Origin of the sequence: Alicyclobacillus fastidiosus, from assembly GCF_026651875.1 — a bacterium.
GTDB lineage: Bacteria > Bacillota > Bacilli > Alicyclobacillales > Alicyclobacillaceae > Alicyclobacillus > Alicyclobacillus fastidiosus.
Genome location: NZ_CP104068.1, coordinates 145,004 through 163,655, shown reverse-complemented (window position 1 = coordinate 163,655; position 18,652 = coordinate 145,004). Strand labels below are relative to the sequence as shown.

Annotated in this window: 16 protein-coding genes and 2 pseudogenes; 12 read left to right on the top strand and 6 right to left on the bottom strand. The window is 44.5% G+C overall.

Features of this window, described 5'->3' with window-relative positions; genetic code table 11:
• The first annotated feature begins 88 nt into the window (after positions 1 to 88).
• Positions 89 to 1,381 (top strand): glycosyltransferase family 2 protein, encoded by a 1,293-nt coding sequence (locus NZD89_RS28590; RefSeq protein WP_268008690.1) that lies wholly within the window; start codon positions 89 to 91, stop codon positions 1,379 to 1,381.
• A gap of 30 nt (positions 1,382 to 1,411) precedes the next feature.
• The gene (locus tag NZD89_RS28585; RefSeq protein ID WP_268008689.1) at positions 1,412 to 1,957 is read left to right on the top strand and encodes a hypothetical protein; all 546 of its coding nucleotides are present in this window, start codon (positions 1,412 to 1,414) and stop codon (positions 1,955 to 1,957) included.
• A gap of 348 nt (positions 1,958 to 2,305) precedes the next feature.
• Here the strand turns inward: NZD89_RS28585 and NZD89_RS28580 are convergent, their stop codons facing one another.
• Positions 2,306 to 2,926: a TetR/AcrR family transcriptional regulator gene (locus NZD89_RS28580; RefSeq protein ID WP_268008688.1), complete on the bottom strand. Its 621-nt coding sequence runs from the start codon at positions 2,924 to 2,926 to the stop codon at positions 2,306 to 2,308.
• A 179-nt stretch (positions 2,927 to 3,105) separates the two neighbouring features.
• Between NZD89_RS28580 and NZD89_RS28575 the strand changes: the two are divergent.
• Together NZD89_RS28575 and NZD89_RS28570 are read left to right on the top strand one after the other, a co-directional pair.
• A pseudogene (locus NZD89_RS28575) lies at positions 3,106 to 3,543 on the top strand (transposase); the annotation flags it as partial.
• 135 nt (positions 3,544 to 3,678) lie between these two features.
• Positions 3,679 to 4,325: pseudogene (locus tag NZD89_RS28570) on the top strand (IS6 family transposase).
• Between the two features lie 90 nt (positions 4,326 to 4,415).
• Here the strand turns inward: NZD89_RS28570 and NZD89_RS28565 are convergent.
• A complete protein-coding gene (locus NZD89_RS28565; protein WP_268008687.1) occupies positions 4,416 to 4,664 on the bottom strand; it encodes a DUF1643 domain-containing protein in 249 nt (82 codons plus the stop codon).
• A gap of 1,166 nt (positions 4,665 to 5,830) precedes the next feature.
• On the opposite strand from NZD89_RS28565, the gene NZD89_RS28560 reads away from it, so the two are divergent.
• The 3 genes from NZD89_RS28560 to NZD89_RS28550 are packed head-to-tail and all read left to right on the top strand — an operon-like array spanning position 5,831 to position 8,170.
• Positions 5,831 to 6,781 carry a helix-turn-helix domain-containing protein gene (locus tag NZD89_RS28560; RefSeq protein ID WP_268008686.1) on the top strand — a complete coding sequence of 317 codons (951 nt, stop codon included), beginning with the start codon at positions 5,831 to 5,833 and terminating at the stop codon, positions 6,779 to 6,781.
• A gap of 26 nt (positions 6,782 to 6,807) precedes the next feature.
• Positions 6,808 to 7,599 carry a ParA family protein gene (locus NZD89_RS28555; RefSeq protein WP_268008685.1) on the top strand — a complete coding sequence of 264 codons (792 nt, stop codon included), beginning with the start codon at positions 6,808 to 6,810 and terminating at the stop codon, positions 7,597 to 7,599.
• A complete protein-coding gene (locus NZD89_RS28550; protein WP_268008684.1) occupies positions 7,571 to 8,170 on the top strand; it encodes a cell envelope integrity TolA family protein in 600 nt (199 codons plus the stop codon). The genes NZD89_RS28555 and NZD89_RS28550 overlap by 29 nt, the downstream gene beginning before the upstream one ends.
• Before the next feature lie 45 nt (positions 8,171 to 8,215).
• Here NZD89_RS28550 and NZD89_RS28545 read toward each other — a convergent pair whose 3' ends face one another.
• Positions 8,216 to 8,542, bottom strand: a complete 327-nt coding sequence (locus NZD89_RS28545) for a PAS domain-containing protein (protein WP_268008683.1) — start codon at positions 8,540 to 8,542, stop codon at positions 8,216 to 8,218.
• 123 nt (positions 8,543 to 8,665) lie between these two features.
• On the opposite strand from NZD89_RS28545, the gene NZD89_RS28540 reads away from it, so the two are divergent.
• Both NZD89_RS28540 and NZD89_RS28535 read left to right on the top strand, forming a co-directional pair.
• Positions 8,666 to 8,983, top strand: a complete 318-nt coding sequence (locus NZD89_RS28540; RefSeq protein ID WP_268008682.1) for a hypothetical protein — start codon at positions 8,666 to 8,668, stop codon at positions 8,981 to 8,983.
• A 127-nt stretch (positions 8,984 to 9,110) separates the two neighbouring features.
• Positions 9,111 to 9,635 (top strand): hypothetical protein, encoded by a 525-nt coding sequence (locus tag NZD89_RS28535; RefSeq protein ID WP_268008681.1) that lies wholly within the window; start codon positions 9,111 to 9,113, stop codon positions 9,633 to 9,635.
• 220 nt (positions 9,636 to 9,855) lie between these two features.
• Here the strand turns inward: NZD89_RS28535 and NZD89_RS28530 are convergent, their stop codons facing one another.
• Entirely contained in the window at positions 9,856 to 10,074 is a 219-nt protein-coding gene (locus NZD89_RS28530; protein WP_268008680.1) for a helix-turn-helix domain-containing protein, read from the bottom strand.
• Positions 10,075 to 10,337: 263 nt separating this feature from the next.
• Here NZD89_RS28530 and NZD89_RS28525 point away from each other — a divergent pair, with 263 nt between their 5' ends.
• Entirely contained in the window at positions 10,338 to 10,676 is a 339-nt protein-coding gene (locus tag NZD89_RS28525; protein ID WP_268008679.1) for a hypothetical protein, read from the top strand.
• A gap of 409 nt (positions 10,677 to 11,085) precedes the next feature.
• Here the strand turns inward: NZD89_RS28525 and NZD89_RS28520 are convergent, their stop codons facing one another.
• Both NZD89_RS28520 and NZD89_RS28515 read right to left on the bottom strand, forming a co-directional pair.
• Positions 11,086 to 11,469 (bottom strand): DUF4352 domain-containing protein, encoded by a 384-nt coding sequence (locus NZD89_RS28520; protein ID WP_268008678.1) that lies wholly within the window; start codon positions 11,467 to 11,469, stop codon positions 11,086 to 11,088.
• A 380-nt stretch (positions 11,470 to 11,849) separates the two neighbouring features.
• Entirely contained in the window at positions 11,850 to 12,353 is a 504-nt protein-coding gene (locus NZD89_RS28515) for a hypothetical protein (protein ID WP_268008677.1), read from the bottom strand.
• A 217-nt stretch (positions 12,354 to 12,570) separates the two neighbouring features.
• Between NZD89_RS28515 and NZD89_RS28510 the strand changes: the two genes are divergently transcribed.
• Both NZD89_RS28510 and NZD89_RS28505 read left to right on the top strand, forming a co-directional pair.
• Positions 12,571 to 14,223, top strand: a complete 1,653-nt coding sequence (locus NZD89_RS28510; protein ID WP_268005873.1) for an IS1634 family transposase — start codon at positions 12,571 to 12,573, stop codon at positions 14,221 to 14,223.
• A gap of 3,389 nt (positions 14,224 to 17,612) precedes the next feature.
• Positions 17,613 to 18,449, top strand: coding sequence for a hypothetical protein (locus NZD89_RS28505; protein WP_268008676.1), 837 nt, complete (start codon positions 17,613 to 17,615; stop codon positions 18,447 to 18,449).
• Positions 18,450 to 18,652: the final 203 nt, after the last annotated feature.

Genomic DNA, 18,652 nt, shown 5'->3' with positions numbered 1-18,652 from the left:
CTCGGTGTGTTCCATTTCCACACGGTTCATGCAGCGATTCTAACGCCACTAATGTCGGCCTATTAAGAGGAGTAGGAGAGACACTACTATGGATATTAATGTAGATATATTTTTTGGGATTTTTACGTTTATCGCTCTTTACTATCTACTTATGTACATATGGTCATTCAAGAAGGTGGAACTTCCAGTAGCTGATGTAGGCTCGATTGGTTACGTTCTCCTGGTTCCAGCTCTGAACGAGGAAAGAGTAATCAGCCAAACATGTACGCAGATGGAACGATTGGTTGCTAGGTTACATGTAGTTGTTATCGATGACGGCTCTGATGATGAGACTGCAAACATTGTAAAGAATTACGAAGGAGAAACTATTCACCTTTTCCAACGCAAGCATCCGCTTGCACGACAAGGTAAAGGCATGGCACTCAACGATGCATATGCTTGGGCACAAACGCAGCTCAAAGAATGGTTCCCAGATCTCAAGGAGAACCAGATCATCATTGGCGTAACTGACTCCGACGTCTACATGGATCAGAAAGTCATCAACGAGGTCACCTCCATGTTTCAATCCTCAGCAGACATCGGTGCTGTTCAAGCTCCTGTATCTATCAAAGGCGCAAACGAAAACCTATGGCTCCTTATGCAGGACATCGAGTTCCAAGCATTCTTCCACTTTATTCAGAAGGCACGTAACTGGATCTCCTCTGTTGCAATGGGTGGCAACGGACAATTCACACGTTACTCAGCTATGAAAAAACTTGGCCCTCAGCCATGGAGCAGAGCACTGACAGAAGACATCGATTTAGGTATGGCTCTTACAGGCCAAGGCCAACGGATCTGCTTTACAGGTAAAACACCTGTCGTCCAACACGGCCTGACCAGCTTCACACGTCTTATCAAGCAGCGTTCACGCTGGGTCCAAGGACACTACCAAGTATGGCGCCGGATTAAGTCTCTGTGGCAAAGCAACAGCCGACTGGTTACGAAGCTCGACTCAACACTGTATCTGTTCATGATCATCATCCCGCTTATCTTGTTCGCTGACTATGTACTTGGCATCCTATCGATGTTCGGCCTAGTCCACGCACATAGTAACTGGATGGGTTCTCTACAGAACTTCGGGTTATGGGTACCACAAGCTGTACAGTTGTTGCTCGCCTTTTCGATTCAGCTGATCTTTCTACCGGGATACAGCAAAGTATCGAACATCAAGATTCCATGGTATGCAGGTCCTGGTCTTATGATCACATTCGCATTGTACACCGCATTCATTTGGATCATTGCCTCGTTCATGGCTTTCTATCGTATGGCACGCGGCCAATGGGGATGGATCAAAACCGAACGGGAAATGGTCTCCTCTGCCGATATAAACGTGTCGGCATAAGCCCTCTGAATTTAAGGGGGTGTTTACAATGTGACAGATAGCCTTGTCGATGTCGCTCACGTTTACTTACTCGGGGGAGAGATTACATTGAAAAGGTTTTTAGCACAGGCATTAATGGCTGGTGGAATCGTAGTTGGCTTAGCTACTTACTTTGGCCCGACAGCAATGGCAGGAACAAAGTTAGGTAATCCTTTAGGTCATGCACAAATCCATACTGGTACATTTACTAACTCAGACGTTGATACATGGAACAGCCAGATAATGAAATATTGGTATGAACTAACTCCTGGACAAAGAGATAGCGTCATTAAGAATGATACAACTGGAATCAATGCGGCTCCTTTTGGTGTAGATACTGCAAAGGAACTTTATGACACTAAGACGGGGACCTGGGTAACGAATCCTGGTTATGATATGCCGCGTGGATACTCTTATTGCCCAGATAAATGGGATGGAATGATTAACCCGACATGCAAAACACCACAAGCTGTATGTCATTTATCTATAACACCGTCTGGGAGCGACGACAACAGAGTTGGTAACAATAACCAATGGAAGGATGAGCGATGGGGATAATAGTAAATGGAACATATCGCTTTATAAAGACAACTAATGTTCGCATTCTCAGTCTAACTGGTACTTTTTAACGGTATTCATTCCATGATTGAATACCATTTAAGGGTAGAGAATTTAACAAGCTCTCTACCCTTATTGTCGTAACATAATTTTATTTTTTTATACGGTCTGGTGTGATTTACTTGAGTCATAATGAACGAGGTCGGCCCCGTTCATTATGACTCAAGTAAAAAGACACACATTCGGAAATTAGACCGCATCTTCGCCAGTCGGCCGGCATACTGACTGACGAAATCCGCCATGTGTGTCGAGGTGGAAGGATCATCGTTGTGGTTGCCGAGACTGAAACTACTCCAAGTGTTTGATTATGTCTATCGGATTAGGCTCACTCCCCTTATTTATCATAGCCGGTGCGAAAATACCAAACACATCATCAGCCAAACTTTCTGGGCTCTTTTTGCCAGGCAACAGAAATTCAAGAGTAAGTCGCTCAATCATCCCAACCAGACACACTGCAGCAATTTCCGCTGAAATGTCGGAACGTATATATCCCATTTCTTGCTCTGATTGTATATTTTTCTGGATTAACTTCACCAGTTCTAACTTCAAATTTTCTGCGTTCTGGTCCATGAAGAAGGCTATTCTTGTGACATTTGGATTTTCAAACAACAAATTAAATACGTGAATCACAGCTTCCTTTGCACCAGCCGATACATCATCATCTGTTAAGCCGATGCCCAATCGTGCAGTTTCGATTAAACGCCGAAATTTAACGTGAAGTCCGTCAACCAATTCACAATAAATCGATTGCTTATTGGGAAAATGTTTATACAACGCTGGCTGGGTAAGTCCAACCTTCGAAAGTATGTCAATAGTTTTAGTTTCGTAAAAACCACGAGAAGCAAATTCCTCTGCAGCTGCCTCAAGAATACGTTCGCGAGTTCTTTCACCTTTACCTTTTTTACTCAAGTAATCACCTCTCATTCATCTATTGTATTATTTTCGTCCAAAAGGTCCAATCCACATTCCCCAAGTGACGTCCGTATAATTGTGTAAAATCGATTGGCTGCTGAAATACAAAAGAGCCAATCCCAACCTCTTTGGTAGAACCGAGTTTTCTAAGCCAGATTCTAAAGGAGGCTATAGGAATGACTCAAATTATTAACTTGGATGACGAATTTTTGGACGGTCTATTTACTCAAAATGACCAAGGGGTGGCAAGTCTCTTGGAAAAAGTGATTAACCTCTTTCTAAAAGCCCAAGCGACAGAACAGCTTCAAGCAGAACCGTATGAGCGTTCTGAGAATCGTCGCGATCAACGTAACGGTACATACCCTCACCAACTTACCCCTCGAGTTGGTACGCTCACTCTTCGAGTGCCTAGATTCCGCCATGGCACGTTTTCGACTGACCTATTTGCTCGTTACCAACGGAGTGAACAAGCTCTAGTTCTCGCCATGATGGAGATGGTTATAAACGGCGTATCAACACGAAAGATATCCCAGATAACCGAATAATTATGTAGGACGGAGTTTTCGAAATCCACGGTATCTGACTTATGCAAACGATTAGACCCCATTCTGATATGAACGACACCGGCAAGCCCGGTTCTGGTGCAAAAACCCTAGGCATACTAGTATTGTCCGGATAAACTTCAGGGATGAGGCTGGCATGTTATGAATGCGTTCAAATGAAAGCACTTCGAAGCTCACATTATCTTGATGGCTGTCCGATGGTATTTGCGATACAGCTTAAGTTACCGGGACATCGTCGAACTGCTAAAAGAAAGAGGAGTTCAGGTTTCTCATACCACAATCATGCGATGGGTCCATCAGTTCGGTCCAGAGTTGGACAAGCGTATTCGACGTTATTTGAAACCGACCACCGATTCCTACAGAGTTGACGAAACCTACATTAAAGTAAAGGGAAAATGGACTTATCTATATAGAGCAGTAGACTCTAAAGGACAAACTGTTGACTTCATGCTGTTTTCGAGTCGAGATGTCCAAGCTGCAAAGCGATTCTTCAGAAAAGCACTGTCATCGCCGCATAATCAAACGCCGCGAGTCATCACCGTAGATAAAAACCCTGCTTACCCTCCGGCACTACAGCAATTAAAAGACAAAACGGAGATCCGGCAAGAAACCTCAATCCGGCAGACGAAATACCTGAATAACATTGTTGAAAAAGATCATCGATTCATCAAGAAAATCCGATGATGGGGTTCAAATCGTTTCAAACTGCCGACTACACCATCAAGGGAATTGAAGCTATACACATGATAAGGAAAGGACAGGTCCAGTCACTTCACCTACCTGTCTCTTCCATCGCAGATTTTATTAATGACCTTTTCCATTTCGCTGCATAACCCCACATCAACGATTTTAGGCTGCATCATTTCGGTTCTGGTGCAAAAACTCACGAAACCACAATATATAGTGTTGAAGGTTCATTGAATCTACACCACATGTAGCGTATTCAAATGTTTTTGCACCAGAACGCTTTCTAACACGAAACTCGCCATTGCAGCTGTAGCCGATCCCACTGCGAATGGTTTAGGTATGACTTGCACTGGATTATACATGATGATAACAGCCCGGTCTTTGTGTGGGTCCCAGGTTCGGGTAACTGTATACCTCTTCCTTGCTTCTTCATCAAAAACGATTTCCATTCCAAGTGCTTTATCTATTTTTCTTCGTTTGATCAAAATTTTACCCCATTTGTATAAAATCTGAGATTCCTGTCCATCATGCTAATAGATGAATCAGACGAACGGAATATACCAAGAATATTTTTTCTGGAATGTGGTATGCATATATCATCAACCGTGAGTATGGATAATGACCGGATGGATATGCACGGTTGAAGAATTCGATATGACACAAAAATCTCGGTCCGATTCCAGGCCCGTTTTTCATGTGATCTGACACCCATTAGTTGAACATACCAAAAGTGCAGAAATGCAGATCAGCAGAAATTCAGAAGTACAGAAATGCAGATTCGCATAAATGCATAGATGCAGATGAGCAGAAGTACATAGATGCAGAGAAAATCAGGTTGAGACGTAGACAATGCCTATTTTTTGAACGGATGGAATGTGAAAAAGGTAAACAATGTAAGATGGTGTAGGAGTTTTTGTATGTGCAGAAATGCAGATATGCAGAATAGCACACCTATGCACCTGCAGAAATGCAGATGTACAGAGGTGCAGAAAAGCATTAAAAAACGCCCACAGGGGGCGTCTGGGTAATCTAGTAGCTGTTTACGTATGCATGTAAATATTACTTGCTTATCCGTCGGATCATAGCGTAAAGTAGTGATCAAAGAAAAACGGACGAATAAATGCGAATGGGATTCGCCCCTCCGGCAAGAGTAAAGGCGAATCCCAAAACCCAGATACAATCTTGTGTTCATAGTTTCTCAGATTCAGGGCGACTTTTCAAGTAGAAAATCGCCTACGGGTGCAGTATTTTTACCTGTTGGAATCGTGGAATTCCGAGCACAAGAGCGTATCGGTCCTGCAAATGGACTATGCGCTCTTTTTGCATTCATCGTCCGTAAAAAAGCGAACCAAATGCTCTTGTTACTGGTGTTCAAACCGGTATTGTGCTTGAATATAATCTAGCCACTGAAAATTGAACGAGAAAAGCGAAAGGGATTCGCCCCTCCGGCCAAGAAGTGAGCGAATCCCTAGAACCTGCTGTTAAAATCGATACACTAATTCAACCACGTTTCGTCTTGATTTTCAAGACAAAAACGCTTATTGGTGCTAGTAAATTTTCCTACACCATTCGATGTGTATCGTGCTTAACAGCGCAATGGGACAAGTGTACCCATAGCGCTTTTTTCGTTCCCATGGAGGGAATGAAAAACATGTCTGCTACAGCAGCTGAAATCAATCTTGTAGGCACCGTTTATGAAAACGGCTATGGTGATGTGTCACAGATGGTTATGAGGGACAAGAATCTCAGTGGTCCCGCTAGACTGATTTATGCTTACCTCTGCACATTTGCAGGCGGCAATCTCGAAGACGAGAGGATCGCCTGGCCTTCTGTCTCCACTATCCTTGAAGAACTCGATATGTCCCAAAACACCTTCTACAAGCACCGCAAACAACTGATTGAGGCCGGCTATATCGAATGTTGGCAAGAAAATCATGGTCAATTCCAACGCACTATGTATCGAATCGTGAAAGAAGCACCGTACCTCAAAAATTACGGTACGGACCGTATCGCAAAAATTGAGGTACGTCAATCCACAAAAACTGCGGAACGCAAAATTTGCGAACAGAATACTAACAGGTCTTTTACTACTACCATAACCAAAACCAATACTATAAATACCACTACAACAACAAACACTGAGCCTAATGAAGCTACTAAGCCTAGTAAGAGAACAGAATCCAAGTCTGATTCTGTTGTTGTATCGGATATAGATTTTCAGAGCTTGGGTTCGTTAAGGACCGAGATTGAATCCAGACTTGGAGTCAGCATCCGTTCTCTAATTCCGAAACTTGGACAATGGCTTACCGTATATGGGCGCGAGTACATCATCGAGAAGGCAGAATACATCAGCATCCGTGGTGATTGGAACAACCTTTTAGGTGCATTCCGTAGAGCTGTAGAGGACAACTGGACGGCTATCCCGAACATCAAGGGAACCAAGACAAAACGGGCACTCGTTGATGATGATTTAGCCGCAATTGACCGGAAGTGGGAAGAAGAACACAGGGCTAACGTGATGCAATATGCTTCTAATGCCGTACAAAAGCCCATTCATGACGAACGCTATGCAAATTTCTATAAACTCTTCCCTGATTACTAATCAGGGCGAAAATGGAGGCGTAGACTATGGCCAAAACAATCAGCTTCGGTGTCCAAAAAGGTGGTTCATCTAAGACAACCACAACAGGCATATTCACGTATTTGCTGGCGCGTTCAGGTCATCGAGTCCTGGCAGTCGACATGGACTGTCAGGGTAACCTCACTGAAATGCTCACGAACGTAGCAGCGAATGAATTTCATGAGCGCACAGTGTTGGAAGCCATTCAGGAACGGGAAGCCGAAAAGTACATACATCGTGTGAATGAGCTCATTGACGTTCTGCCTGCAAACAACCTTTTGACCCTGTTACCGCGGTATCTGTATCAACGGTATGGGTTCAGTGACCCGTACATCTATAAAATCCTTGGGGAAATCCTAGAGCCGCTTAAAAGCCGGTATGACTGGATTGTGATCGACACTCCACCTGCATTGTCCGAGGCCACCATGAATTCTCTTGTGGCTAGTGATTATGTCGTGGTGATGTTTGAATCATCCCAGTGGTGCTATTCAGCGATTCCTAACTTCCTCGAGTCTGTCCAACTGGCTATCAGCTTGAATCCAGACCTGCAAGTTGCGGGATTGCTACGGACGCTGAATGACGTCAGACGGTCTGATGCCAAGGCGTTTAATGACCTCATTGCACAGGACTTCCCTGACTTGGTGTTTGACACGATTATTCGCCGTAAGGCTACTACTGGACGTCTGGCCATCAATGGTTTCAGCGATGAGAACAAAGAAGTCACAGATGCAATTGACCAATACGAGGAATTTTATAAGGAGCTGATGAACCGTGTCGGCGAAGCAGAACTGGCAAGATAAGATCAAAGCGCGAAACGAACAATTGCACAATTCACCTACAGCGAAGGCCGTATTCCCAATGGGGATTCCAGGTCAGCCAGTCGAGCGTTCAGACGAAGATGCGTCGGAAAAAACCATTCGTGAGATTGCTGATCAAGTTCTGGACTCCGAGAAACAAAATGGCAGGAATGCAGAAGTGCAGAATTCTGCGGAAGCACAAGAGCAGAACAGCAGAGAAGCAGAACAACAGACTTCTGTTTTAACAGAAGTGCAGAAAACTGCACCTGCAGAAGTGCATAAGTCTGTAAGTGCAGAATTGCATATCTCTGCCGATGCAGAAATACAGAAGCCTTCGCCTGCAGAAATGCAGAAAACTGCTGATGCAGAGATGCAGACTTCTGTAAGTGCAGAACAGCAGAAAAGCAGAAGTGCAGAAATGCAAAAAGCTAAGGATTTCCGTCGAATGACTATCCATGTTCCAAATAACCAATTCAAGCAACTGAAGCAGATTTCATTGGATGAAGACCTGACAATGCTTGAAATAGGTGAGGAAATGGTGAATGTGTATATAGCGCACAAGCTAGGCAAATAAGAAAAATAATTGCTTAGTCCCATAGGTCACAAAAAATCGGTGCCTTCACATGGGCACCGATATCATTTTTGGTCTTTTCTCATGCTGGATGATATTGACGTTGGCAGTTATCAAGACTTGTTCTACATCACCGTTTTCCCCGATCAACGGAGTTCCTATGGCTCTGAGAGATACAACATTTCCTTCCTTGTTCACGTACCGGTAAAAGACCTCTTTTTGTTGTTTTATTTGGATCATTTCCATGAATTCACCTATCACTCGCTGCCTATCCTCTGAATGCACGTGTTCAAACGGTAATTTACCGACCATATCCAAAGGATGAATGCCAAGCCAAAAATCATGAGCCGCAGAAGCATGATAGGCAGCGCGCAATAGCGGGTATCAAGATTTCGCCCGAAGACAAGACCATTCGTGTTCGACTGAAGGAACAAGAATCGTCAGAGAAACAGGACATCCGGGACAAGGCTTCTTGATATCGAAAAGGTGGAATCGAAAGTGAGCCTGACACTTGAAGACGTTGGAATAAAGGGCGAGCTCGACCGATTCTATGAGTTGTTTGACGACAACACACCATTCGATGACAGCGAGCTTAAATTAAGCATAGTGTTCAAAGCTCCGAAGAAATACCGAGTCGGTGACACCTACACGGTGCAACTCTCAACCGGTACAGAACGGGCCAAATGGGGTCTGACATATGCGGCCGTGAAGACCGGAACTGTGATCCATGTTGGGAGACGATTCGCAGTATTGGATTTCGGAGATTATCGGGAATCGTTTTTCTTTGATGAATTGGACGAAAAAATTCTGGGGTAAGTCGTTATTCGCTCCGTTTTGAGGCCCGTTCTAGGTGGTCTAGTAGATTTCTATCCGATTTGCCTAAAAACTCCTGAGAGGGGCAAAAATCGGCGTCAAACGATGAATCAAAAGGGGGCTGTGACCTATGAAGGATTACATGAATGCGACTGAGCAAGAAAACTTCCTGATGGCTTGGGGCGCTCAATCTGCAATCGCCATTGTCATTGATGAAGCGCAAGGACATGTAACCAAAGAAGTCTCAGCAGACCTCAAACGTGCTAGGTCATTCACAGAACGCGCCTTGCGGAACTGGATGGAACCAATGAATCAGAAGACTAGAGGCATCATTACAAAGAAAGCAGCCGGCGTGACGCTTGGCCTTCTGAATGATGCCAAGAAGAAAGCTGAACAAGTCGCATTCCTCAAGCACATGCAGAAAGTCCGTGAGGAAGCGTACAAAGAGAATCCAGATCACGTGCTGGATTTAGCTGAAATCACGATGACGGCCGTCTGGGTTCTGGTGCAAAAATTCACGAAACCACAATATACAGTGGTCTATCGTAACCGAATCCACACTACATATGGTGTATTAAAATATTTTTGCACCAGAACCGTTTGGTCCGCAGCTACCGCACATCCATGTCGCAGTAACCAATGTCCCCTTGTCTAAATCAAGTCCAACAGACAATTTCATATCTCCGTTGCAAACTGGACACGTACTGCCCAAAGCAACAAACGTTTCAATACTGGTCATATAAAATCCCTCCATAGGGTCATTGTTGCCCCAGAGGGAAACTGCTAAAATGAACACAGTAATCCCGTCAGGGGTTCGCAGGGGACTACTCGGTGTGCCGCCAAGCTAAGCCGAGTGGTCCTTTTCGTTTTCAATGTTATTCACTTTCCTCATCCCCAGATGCTACGCCGCTCTTTGTGTAGTCTTTGGAACTTCCTTCGGAAACCCATCGAATTAATGCCTCTTTGCTGAATATCCACTTGTTCCCGATTTTCCTTGCCGGAATGTCCTGTTCAGCTAGTATCTTAATCAATGTCTTCTCACTAAGCTGAAGCAATTCTGCTGCCTGTTTAAACGACAGTAACTCGTCACTCAAGATATCGCCCTCCAGGGACGACGTTACCAACGGCATTCACCTCCTGCAAAAAGGATATAAACTTATACCAAATTACACAAAACTTACGGTCATTTACATAGATAATTCTCCGAAGTTTATAGGTTTCCTTCTCGTTTTAGGCGCGAAACGAAATTTTTTACACCTTTGTCGAATCCTTGATGATAATACAAAAACGGGATTCGGAGCACATGACTTAGAATCAACGCACCCAAAATGAACACCTTATGTCCGAGGTGAACTGCGTGGGTGTATTTGATGATTTCTTAGAAAGAAAGAACAAGGGCGAAAAACTTGATATCACTGCTCTGACTAGGGATGAATTGAAAAGTATGTGGTACCACGAAGTGAAATTCGACCGGGATATTGCCGACTTATTCGGAGTCAAAGAACGACAAGTAACTGCCCTGAGACGCCGTATGAAATTGATGATGCATGATATAAATGCGGAGGAGACACTCAAGATTTTTAATATCTCGGGTTTGGAAATTGCGGCGTCACTGAACCGATTGCCCAATAAAGATCGAGCGGAAGCCCTGGAACAAATCAGGCGTATCGCAGAACGTTACAAGGACAAGAAGTAACGGAATCAAGAATATGCCGCGTATCAGGATTTGGATTGATAAAAAACATAGACGGTACTTAAGCAACAAACACGAAAGCCGCCCGCGAAGGACGGCCGCGTCTCCGATCTGTCATGGGGTTTTGTTTTTGATAACCAAGCTAACCAACTACTCGTTTACTTTCGTTATACTCACTATTTTCATTGGCTGCGTACACAGCGTGCATTTAGGGCTGCTCATTACCATACCTACAACCTTAAGTACATGAGACGTACCGCACTTGGAACATGCAAACTCAAACTTGTGTATTCGCATAGAACCATCTCCGTATCTGCTAGGACTAAGCATGTGACGCTGTTCCTCGTCTGTTATCTCAGACATTGAAATCAAACGAGAATTCGAATAATTATAGCCCACGTTCGCATGACTATTAGCTGATACTCAGAGCGACCTGATTAAATCCGTTTTGAACCTGAAGTTTTACGTCCGATGGTTTCATATTCGTCGGCATGTCAAACACAAGGTATCCAGTCACGTCCTCAAGCGGGTTAATCGTCTCCATTATGATGGATGTTTGGCTCATCATGTCCACTTCCGCCACTGTGTCAGGCGCGTATGTTCGACCATCTTCAGACACCAATGTAAACATGTTGTCATTAACCGTTATCGGGTTCATTCCCGCGTCGTTCATCGTTACTCTGACAACCCAAAATGTGCCGTTCGCTTGAATATAGGTAATTCCGGATCCAACCGACTTATATTGTTGAGTCGTGTTTTTATCGGTTTGAACGAACAGATCACCTGCGAAGCCCACGTCCTGTGCGGCCGGTTCATGCTTAACAAACCTGGTTTGTCGTACTGGATATATTCCTTCTCAAACTGCAACTGTTGTTGAGCGTTCAGCTTAATTGTGTGATCCTTCACTTGTTGAAGTTCGGCCTCGAATTTCGTTTTTGCCGTCTCTTGAGGTGTCGGTTTCGATACTGGCTTTGTGGTTCTGGTGCAAAAATATTTTAATACACCATATGTAGTGTGGATTCGGTTACGATAGACCACTGTATATTGTGGTTTCGTGAATTTTTGCACCAGAACCGAATAACGTGTATAGAATAATCGCCGAATCATATATGCGACGACAAAATGGCCATCCATTGTAGGTGATATAGCCATTTCCCCCTTAGTTTTGAATTTTTACTATTGCTGATGCACTTTAACAGTTGTCTGGATTTGAGGATGACCCTTTACCAAAAGCTCAAGTACAAGTCGTTTTGCTCCGCTTGATTGAACGGTATCGGGTATGGTGAATAACTCACTGAACTTGTCGTTATTATCGACTTTGAATTTTTGACTTTGAAATATCTTTGACTCTGTTTTAGCACCTGATTGAGTTTCTGAAATCAGTGTTACTCTAAGCCATTGATTTTCAAATCCTTTTGCCACTGTACCAGAAACTGTAATACCTGAGCTTGTTTTTACATTTTGATTAGACACCGGCGAAACAAGATGTATGATATGTGTGTCTCCTGTAATTCCCCTAGCAGTACCAGCCCCTGTGGTATTGAACGCTGTTGGTGCAGCGGTATTAGTTCCTGTTGTCGTGTTTGTCGGTACACCTGCTATGTTGTTGGTATTACCGCATCCCACTAAAGCTAAAATTGATAATCCTATAATCCCGCTTAAAAAAGCCTTGTTTTCCATGTCGTTGTAATGACCTCCTTGTTTGTACTCGGGTTCGACAGTTACAACCCGTTTATAAGCATTTGTGGATAACCGGAATCCCGTAACGGCGCGGAATTCCGGTTATTTTATGTAGGCATTTTTACGAAAAGTTGTAGACATGCGAATTTCTGTGGATAACTAGTATTGTTATCCACAGTAGTTGACTTCGTAGAACATATGATTTTAAAATGTAGACATGTACATACGGCGGATATCACGAAAAAATAAAAACGGTTCTGTCACGTCCTACGTGCAGCTTGCCCATAATGAACGCAATCCCAAGACCGGCAATCCCCAAGCGAAAGTCCTCTACCACTTCGGGCGTGAAGATGAAGTGGACATGGATGGATTGAAGAGGCTTGCCGCGAGCATCTCACGATTCCTTGGTGATGAACCCGTTGCGTCGGAGCCCAAGGATAGCGTGCAGTTGAGTCTGCTCGATAGCAAAACGTTTGGCACCGCTTATATCGTCGACTCGTTGTGGCATGAACTTGGCGTGGGTCAAGCCATATCCAAGCGTCTGGCACAGCGCAAATATGAAGCCCCGATAGAGCGGGCCATCTTTGCGATGGTCGCCAATCGAGCCTTGGACCCCTCGAGCAAGCTTGGCATGGAGGACTGGGTGAAGCGAGACATCGCACTCCCCGGTGTTGAGAACTTTGAGGTCCACCAGGGGTACCGTGCAATGGATTTCCTGATTGAATCGGACGTAGACATCCAGAGAGAAGTGTTCGAGACTGTCGCCGACTTGTTGAACCTGGAAGTCGACTTACTGTTCTTTGACACCACGTCAAGCTACTTTGAAATGGATGACGAGCCGGAAGAAGACAGTCTGAAGCAACCCGGCTACTCCAAGGACCACCGGCCGGACTTACCGCAGGTCGTAATTGGTTTTGTAGTGACCCGAGACGGCATCCCTGTGCGGTGTTGGGTATGGCCAGGGAACACGTCAGACATGACCGTCATTCCAGAAGTGAAGAAGGACCTCATTGGCTGGCGTCTCGGACGCGTCGTTACGGTCGTCGACCGTGGGTTCAGCTCGGAGGACAATTTACGTGAACTCCAGAAAGCCGGAGGGCATTACATTGCTGGAGAGAAGATGACCTCTGGGAAGCAGACAGTCGAAGATGCCATGTCTCGTCCTGGGCGATTTAAAACGATACGGGATAACCTTGAAATAAAGGAAATCGTCGTAGGAGACGGTGAGGCACGGGTCCGATATGTGCTCGTTCGCAACCCAGATGAAGCTCGCCGAGATGCGTTTCGGCGCGAGGCACACCTCAAGGCCCTGGAAGCAGAGCTCGCACGACTCAAGGAGTTGGATAACGACGCACACACCAAGGCGCACTGTCGATTGCAAAGTCACCCGACCTTCAAGCGTTACTTGAAGTCGGACAAGCGTGGCAATCTCACAGTTGACCACCAGGCGGTTAAGGCGATGGAACGACTGGACGGAAAGTATCTGATCCGAACCTCAGACGACACACTGTCCGCGGAAGATGTGGCCCTTGGATACAAGCAGCTCTGGCAGGTTGAGGCGGCATTCCGTTCTCTGAAACAGACCATGGAATTGCGCCCGATGTACCACAGGAAGAATGAGCGGATTCGGGCACATGTACTACTGTGCTGGCTCTCGTTACTTTTGGTTCGGGTGGCAGAGAACCGAACTAGCCACACATGGCGAGAGATCCGTTCTGTCATGAACGAGATGCACCTTGTAACCTACAAAGCTGGTAGCGGCAGAGTCCGGCAGCGAACAGAAGTAACCCCGGAGCAGGCACAAATCCTGAAAGCGCTGGGTTACGAACATCCACCGTTGTTCTCGGACATATCCACAGATACGCTGTAGGCACCACACGAAGTTATCCACAGTCCCGAAACCCTAGAAGCACCAACGGGTTTCGGGATTTCGTGTATCTACGACTGTCGAAGCCGAGTTGTAGATGGAGTCCGTATTCTCAAGGTTAATCTTTGTAATGTGTCATTTTTCAGCAATTAATACACTTATTTGTTAACCAATTCCTTAGGTACCTCTCAACTCCTTAACGAAATAAACTCACTCATGCCAGGGATCGTTCTGTGACTCATATGTGGCACTAGGCAAAACAAAAGACGGTCACAGCACCGCCTAGAGCACAAGAGGGGAAATTCAGGGACGTTCCAATTGTTGGATAAAATTATGTGGGTTGTATATAAAAAAGACCCCGACGCCAAAAACGTCGAGGTAAGGATGGGGTAAAGGGTAATGCACGACTAGTGTAACATATAAATTAACCCATATTTTTACAAATAAGCCTTTTGTGTTATTCATCATAAAATGATGTGTCAAGTAAAAACAATTGACTAGTGTCCAATATTAAAAATGAGATTAGATAAAAAAACGACCCCTTCGACGTCGTCTAATCGTAGGGATCAATTTTTCATTTTAAAGGAGCGCAAAAGGGAACAACCAATACCAACATGACATCGTGATTGTACAACATGGATGTTGAGGTTGTGTTTTAAACAAGTAATGATTGTGTTACGACTGACATGCAAAAGGACAGCCCAATATGGACTGCCCTAAATCACCGTCATGATGTGATTATTTATACAGAATTACTTTTTCTTCGATGTTTTTGCCTTGGATGAAGTGGTTTTGGTTGAGTGCTTAGACGTTGTTTTCTTGTGCGATGGCTTTGTTGCTTTGTGAGTCGTTGTCTTGTGCGTATGCTTCGTAGCCTTATGCGCTGTCGTCTTATGAGCAGACTTCGTTGTTTTCGGTGCATGGGACTTTGTTGAATGAGTCGTAGCGTGAGTTACTTTTGAATGTGTAGCCGTTTTGGACGTAGCTGCAAAAGCCATTGTCGGTGCAGCGAGAAGAGCAATAGTTGCCATAGTCGAAAGAACAATCTTCTTCATTATGAACACCCCAATATTTGTTTTATTAAATGGTTACCGTACCAATATAGGGCATATGTGCTCAAAAAATTATCAAGTGCATCATGACATAGTGATTGTAGAACATATTACGTACGTAATAATTGTGTTAATACCTCGTTAGAAGAACCATTTCACCCCTTGAATCCGTTTTCTCAGTAGGCCGAAACGATGGTCTAATTAGCACAAAATTATCGCCTTTCTAACGCCTTTTTAACACCATTTTATCGGATGAAAAAGTGGTCCTACATTTCTGCAGGACCAAAGAGGGTTTGTTGTGAAGACTTACGACGGATGTCCGAAGCCAAAAAGGACACATTTGAACGCGGGACGTCTTACACATCAATGATTATATAGACGTCCTATGGAGTGCAGATGGAGCAACTATGGCGATTGCATGGAGCGTCGGAACATGCAAGTTTGATTAGTGCTGTACCGTCATGGAATCGTACATTAGTTTTGTTTTTTAGGTACAGATTCGCACTAAGATTCATTCATGGTGCGAATTCATCGCTAATAACGAGAAACGCTTGATACCTTGGGCTAAATGGCTATATGTAGACTACACGCTTCATTGAGCGCTAAAGCGACGGTGTCTATAATTGAGTTGCCTGATATTCCTACCACCATCCCTTCGCATGCCTCCTTTCCAAGGTCATCTGTGCGAGGGGATTTTCATGTTTAGCGGACTACAAAGCTAGGCTAAAGATAGAAAAAGACAGCCCAATATATAGACTGCCCTGATTTGGTGTTATTTTGTCCCTACACCGTAAAACCCACCGAAACAATATACCATCTTATCGGAATATAGCAATTGATGAAATGTATACATCCTGTGACGGTTATGAATTGTGGGGTGTATGTATCGACACATTCAAACGGGCAGCCGCTCGTCAGTACGGCTGTCCTTTCATGTCCCAATTTTCAATTGGGCGCAGGATAAAGAGACGGCATACGCGTCTCAAAAAGCCGCTTGTGGCACGGCTTAATTGTATGATTCTTATCTATTTCTTGTATGACAAGTTGCCAAGAACGCTGATATACCAATGATATTTGTGCATATCGGGAAAATGCGCGGATGAATTCAAATGATGCAGTATAGCTTTTACGCTACAGTCCACGATGCGTCTACACATCGCTATCCAGATCACTATTTTGCACAACGCAAGAGGGCACCCGTACGGCCATACGGATACCCATTGCGACGTGAGGACTGCTCTATGTTGTAAGAGTGGTGGCGTGAATAATGTGCCTCACATCCATCCAAGGCCCATCACGCTCCCCTGCGTGATTAATGTGGCCAGTTAATCGAGTGATATGTACACAAAAAGGACATCCGTGTCATCACCAGTACGGATGCTCTATATAAAGACGCTGATGTACGCAGTGTGTCCTGAAATGACGTCTACAATCTATGCTGGGCGCGCTCGACTGAGCATTCCGTAAAACTCCTCGTACAACGCAACAAAGCTGCTCGTCCTGAGGGAGCAGCCTGTCGCTTAGAAAGGGCAACCGCTCGACCATTACGGTTGCCCTGGAGGCAAAGGATGTAATTGAAAGTGTCTCAGGCCATCGTCCTTGTCCATCGACACCACTGATTATATAGGCGTCTTGTGAAGTCTGGATGGAGACAATATGCCGATTGTATGGAGCGTTTCTTTACAGAACCATTTCCCCCTCTATTATCGTTCTGGGAGTAAGGAAAACTCATGATCGAATTAACGCCAAATCGTCGCCCTTTTAACGCCAAATTATCTCCTTATTAACTCCAAACTGACACCACGCCACTCTTATAGCAGGACAAAAAAAGACAGCCCACGTGACCGTAGGCTGCAAATTGGGGTAAGGGTTAAGAATCGCCAGCCCCACCTTCGCTGACGACAGTGGCGACCACACATGTCGCCCCACCTAAAATTGACCCTACAGCAAGTGTATGACGCCAGATGTCCGTCGAAACATGGAGTCTGAACATTAGAATGTTAAAAGGACCAGTCGTGCGGCAACGACTGGTCCGTGGCAAGGATACTATTGAATGTGGCGACTGAAGACCCTCGACACCATAGATTATAGACGCGTTGTTTCGAAAGAAAATTGAAACGATATGGTGATTGTGTGGAGTGTCCATGAGGTCGACAAAGGATGACCACAAATGGGCTGTCTAAGGGGAACTATTTCTAGCGATTATTCACGTAGACTAAAAAGGTTTTCCACATCATCAACTACTTGATCACGAAACCCACTTTCAAGAATGATTCAATTTTTAACGCCTACAATCTTTAGCTGTAAGCAATACATACAACTTTTGGAGGTACGATCCAGATGAAAATAAAGACCATGATTACAAGTTCGATTTTGACGTTGGGTGCAGTTAGTGCATTAGGAACAGCAACTGTCTTTGCTGCGACAAATACACATACACACGCTTCACCCACAAAATCCAGCCATCATAAGGTGGTTAAAAACGGAACCGAAAAAACATCACAAAAGAATAATCGTATCTCTCCGATGAGTGATATATCTAATATTCTTGGCATTAGTTCAACAACACTACAGTCTGATTTAAAATCAGGGCAGTCTTTGGCCCAAATTGCTCAAAATCAGGGAATTAGTGAACAAACACTCGTCTCTGACATTGAATCTGCTGAGACTTCCCAATTGAATCAAGCTGTACAAAACGGAAAATTGACATCGGCTCAGGAACAGAATATCTTGAGCAATCTCGATTCACACGTACAACAAATGGTTGAACATACAGGTGGATTTCAAAAAGGTAACGGAAAGTGGTCTGGAGCAACTAGTGGAACAAAAGGTTCTTGGTCAAAGGGATCATCGTCTGATGCAGGACAGCAGAGTCAATTAAGTAACCTTTCGAGTATCTTGGGAATCAGCCAATCCACTCTTCAATCTGATTTACAAAGCGGGCAATCCATTCTCGACATCGCACAAAACCAAGGAATATCCGAACAGACGCTCGAAACAGACTTGACGAATAATTTACAGACACAACTCGATCAGGCAGTTAGCAATGGGAAACTAACATCTACACAGGAGCAGACCATACTTAACAATTTCAGTTCTCGAATTGGCCAAATGTTGGCCCAACAGGGAGGTTTTGGACAGGGGCATAACAGTTCAAGTGCGAGTTCGTCAAACTAATTAAACATACGCACATAGATGGCCTCGGCTGATGCCGGGGCTTTTTTACTTGGACTAGGACGTGCCGTGACGAGGGTTTTCACGTAGTGCGAGAAGCCTTTCGGTACAAAAAAAATTGACCCCTACGACATATCGTGGGGGCTAAATTCTGTATTGAAAGGGGGGGCAATGCGACAACACATCAACATGACACCATCATTGTA

What these genes read in the sequence shown, in the direction of transcription:
- NZD89_RS28590 (WP_268008690.1), top strand. Translation starts at nt 89, where the DNA reads ATGGATATTAATGTAGATATATTTTTTGGGATTTTTACGTTTATCGCT.
- NZD89_RS28560 (WP_268008686.1), top strand. Translation starts at nt 5,831, where the DNA reads ATGTCTGCTACAGCAGCTGAAATCAATCTTGTAGGCACCGTTTATGAA.
- NZD89_RS28555 (WP_268008685.1), top strand. Translation starts at nt 6,808, where the DNA reads ATGGCCAAAACAATCAGCTTCGGTGTCCAAAAAGGTGGTTCATCTAAG.
- NZD89_RS28535 (WP_268008681.1), top strand. Translation starts at nt 9,111, where the DNA reads ATGAAGGATTACATGAATGCGACTGAGCAAGAAAACTTCCTGATGGCT.
- NZD89_RS28515 (WP_268008677.1), bottom strand. Translation starts at nt 12,353, where the DNA reads ATGGAAAACAAGGCTTTTTTAAGCGGGATTATAGGATTATCAATTTTA.
- NZD89_RS28510 (WP_268005873.1), top strand. Translation starts at nt 12,571, where the DNA reads ATGTACATACGGCGGATATCACGAAAAAATAAAAACGGTTCTGTCACG.
- NZD89_RS28505 (WP_268008676.1), top strand. Translation starts at nt 17,613, where the DNA reads ATGAAAATAAAGACCATGATTACAAGTTCGATTTTGACGTTGGGTGCA.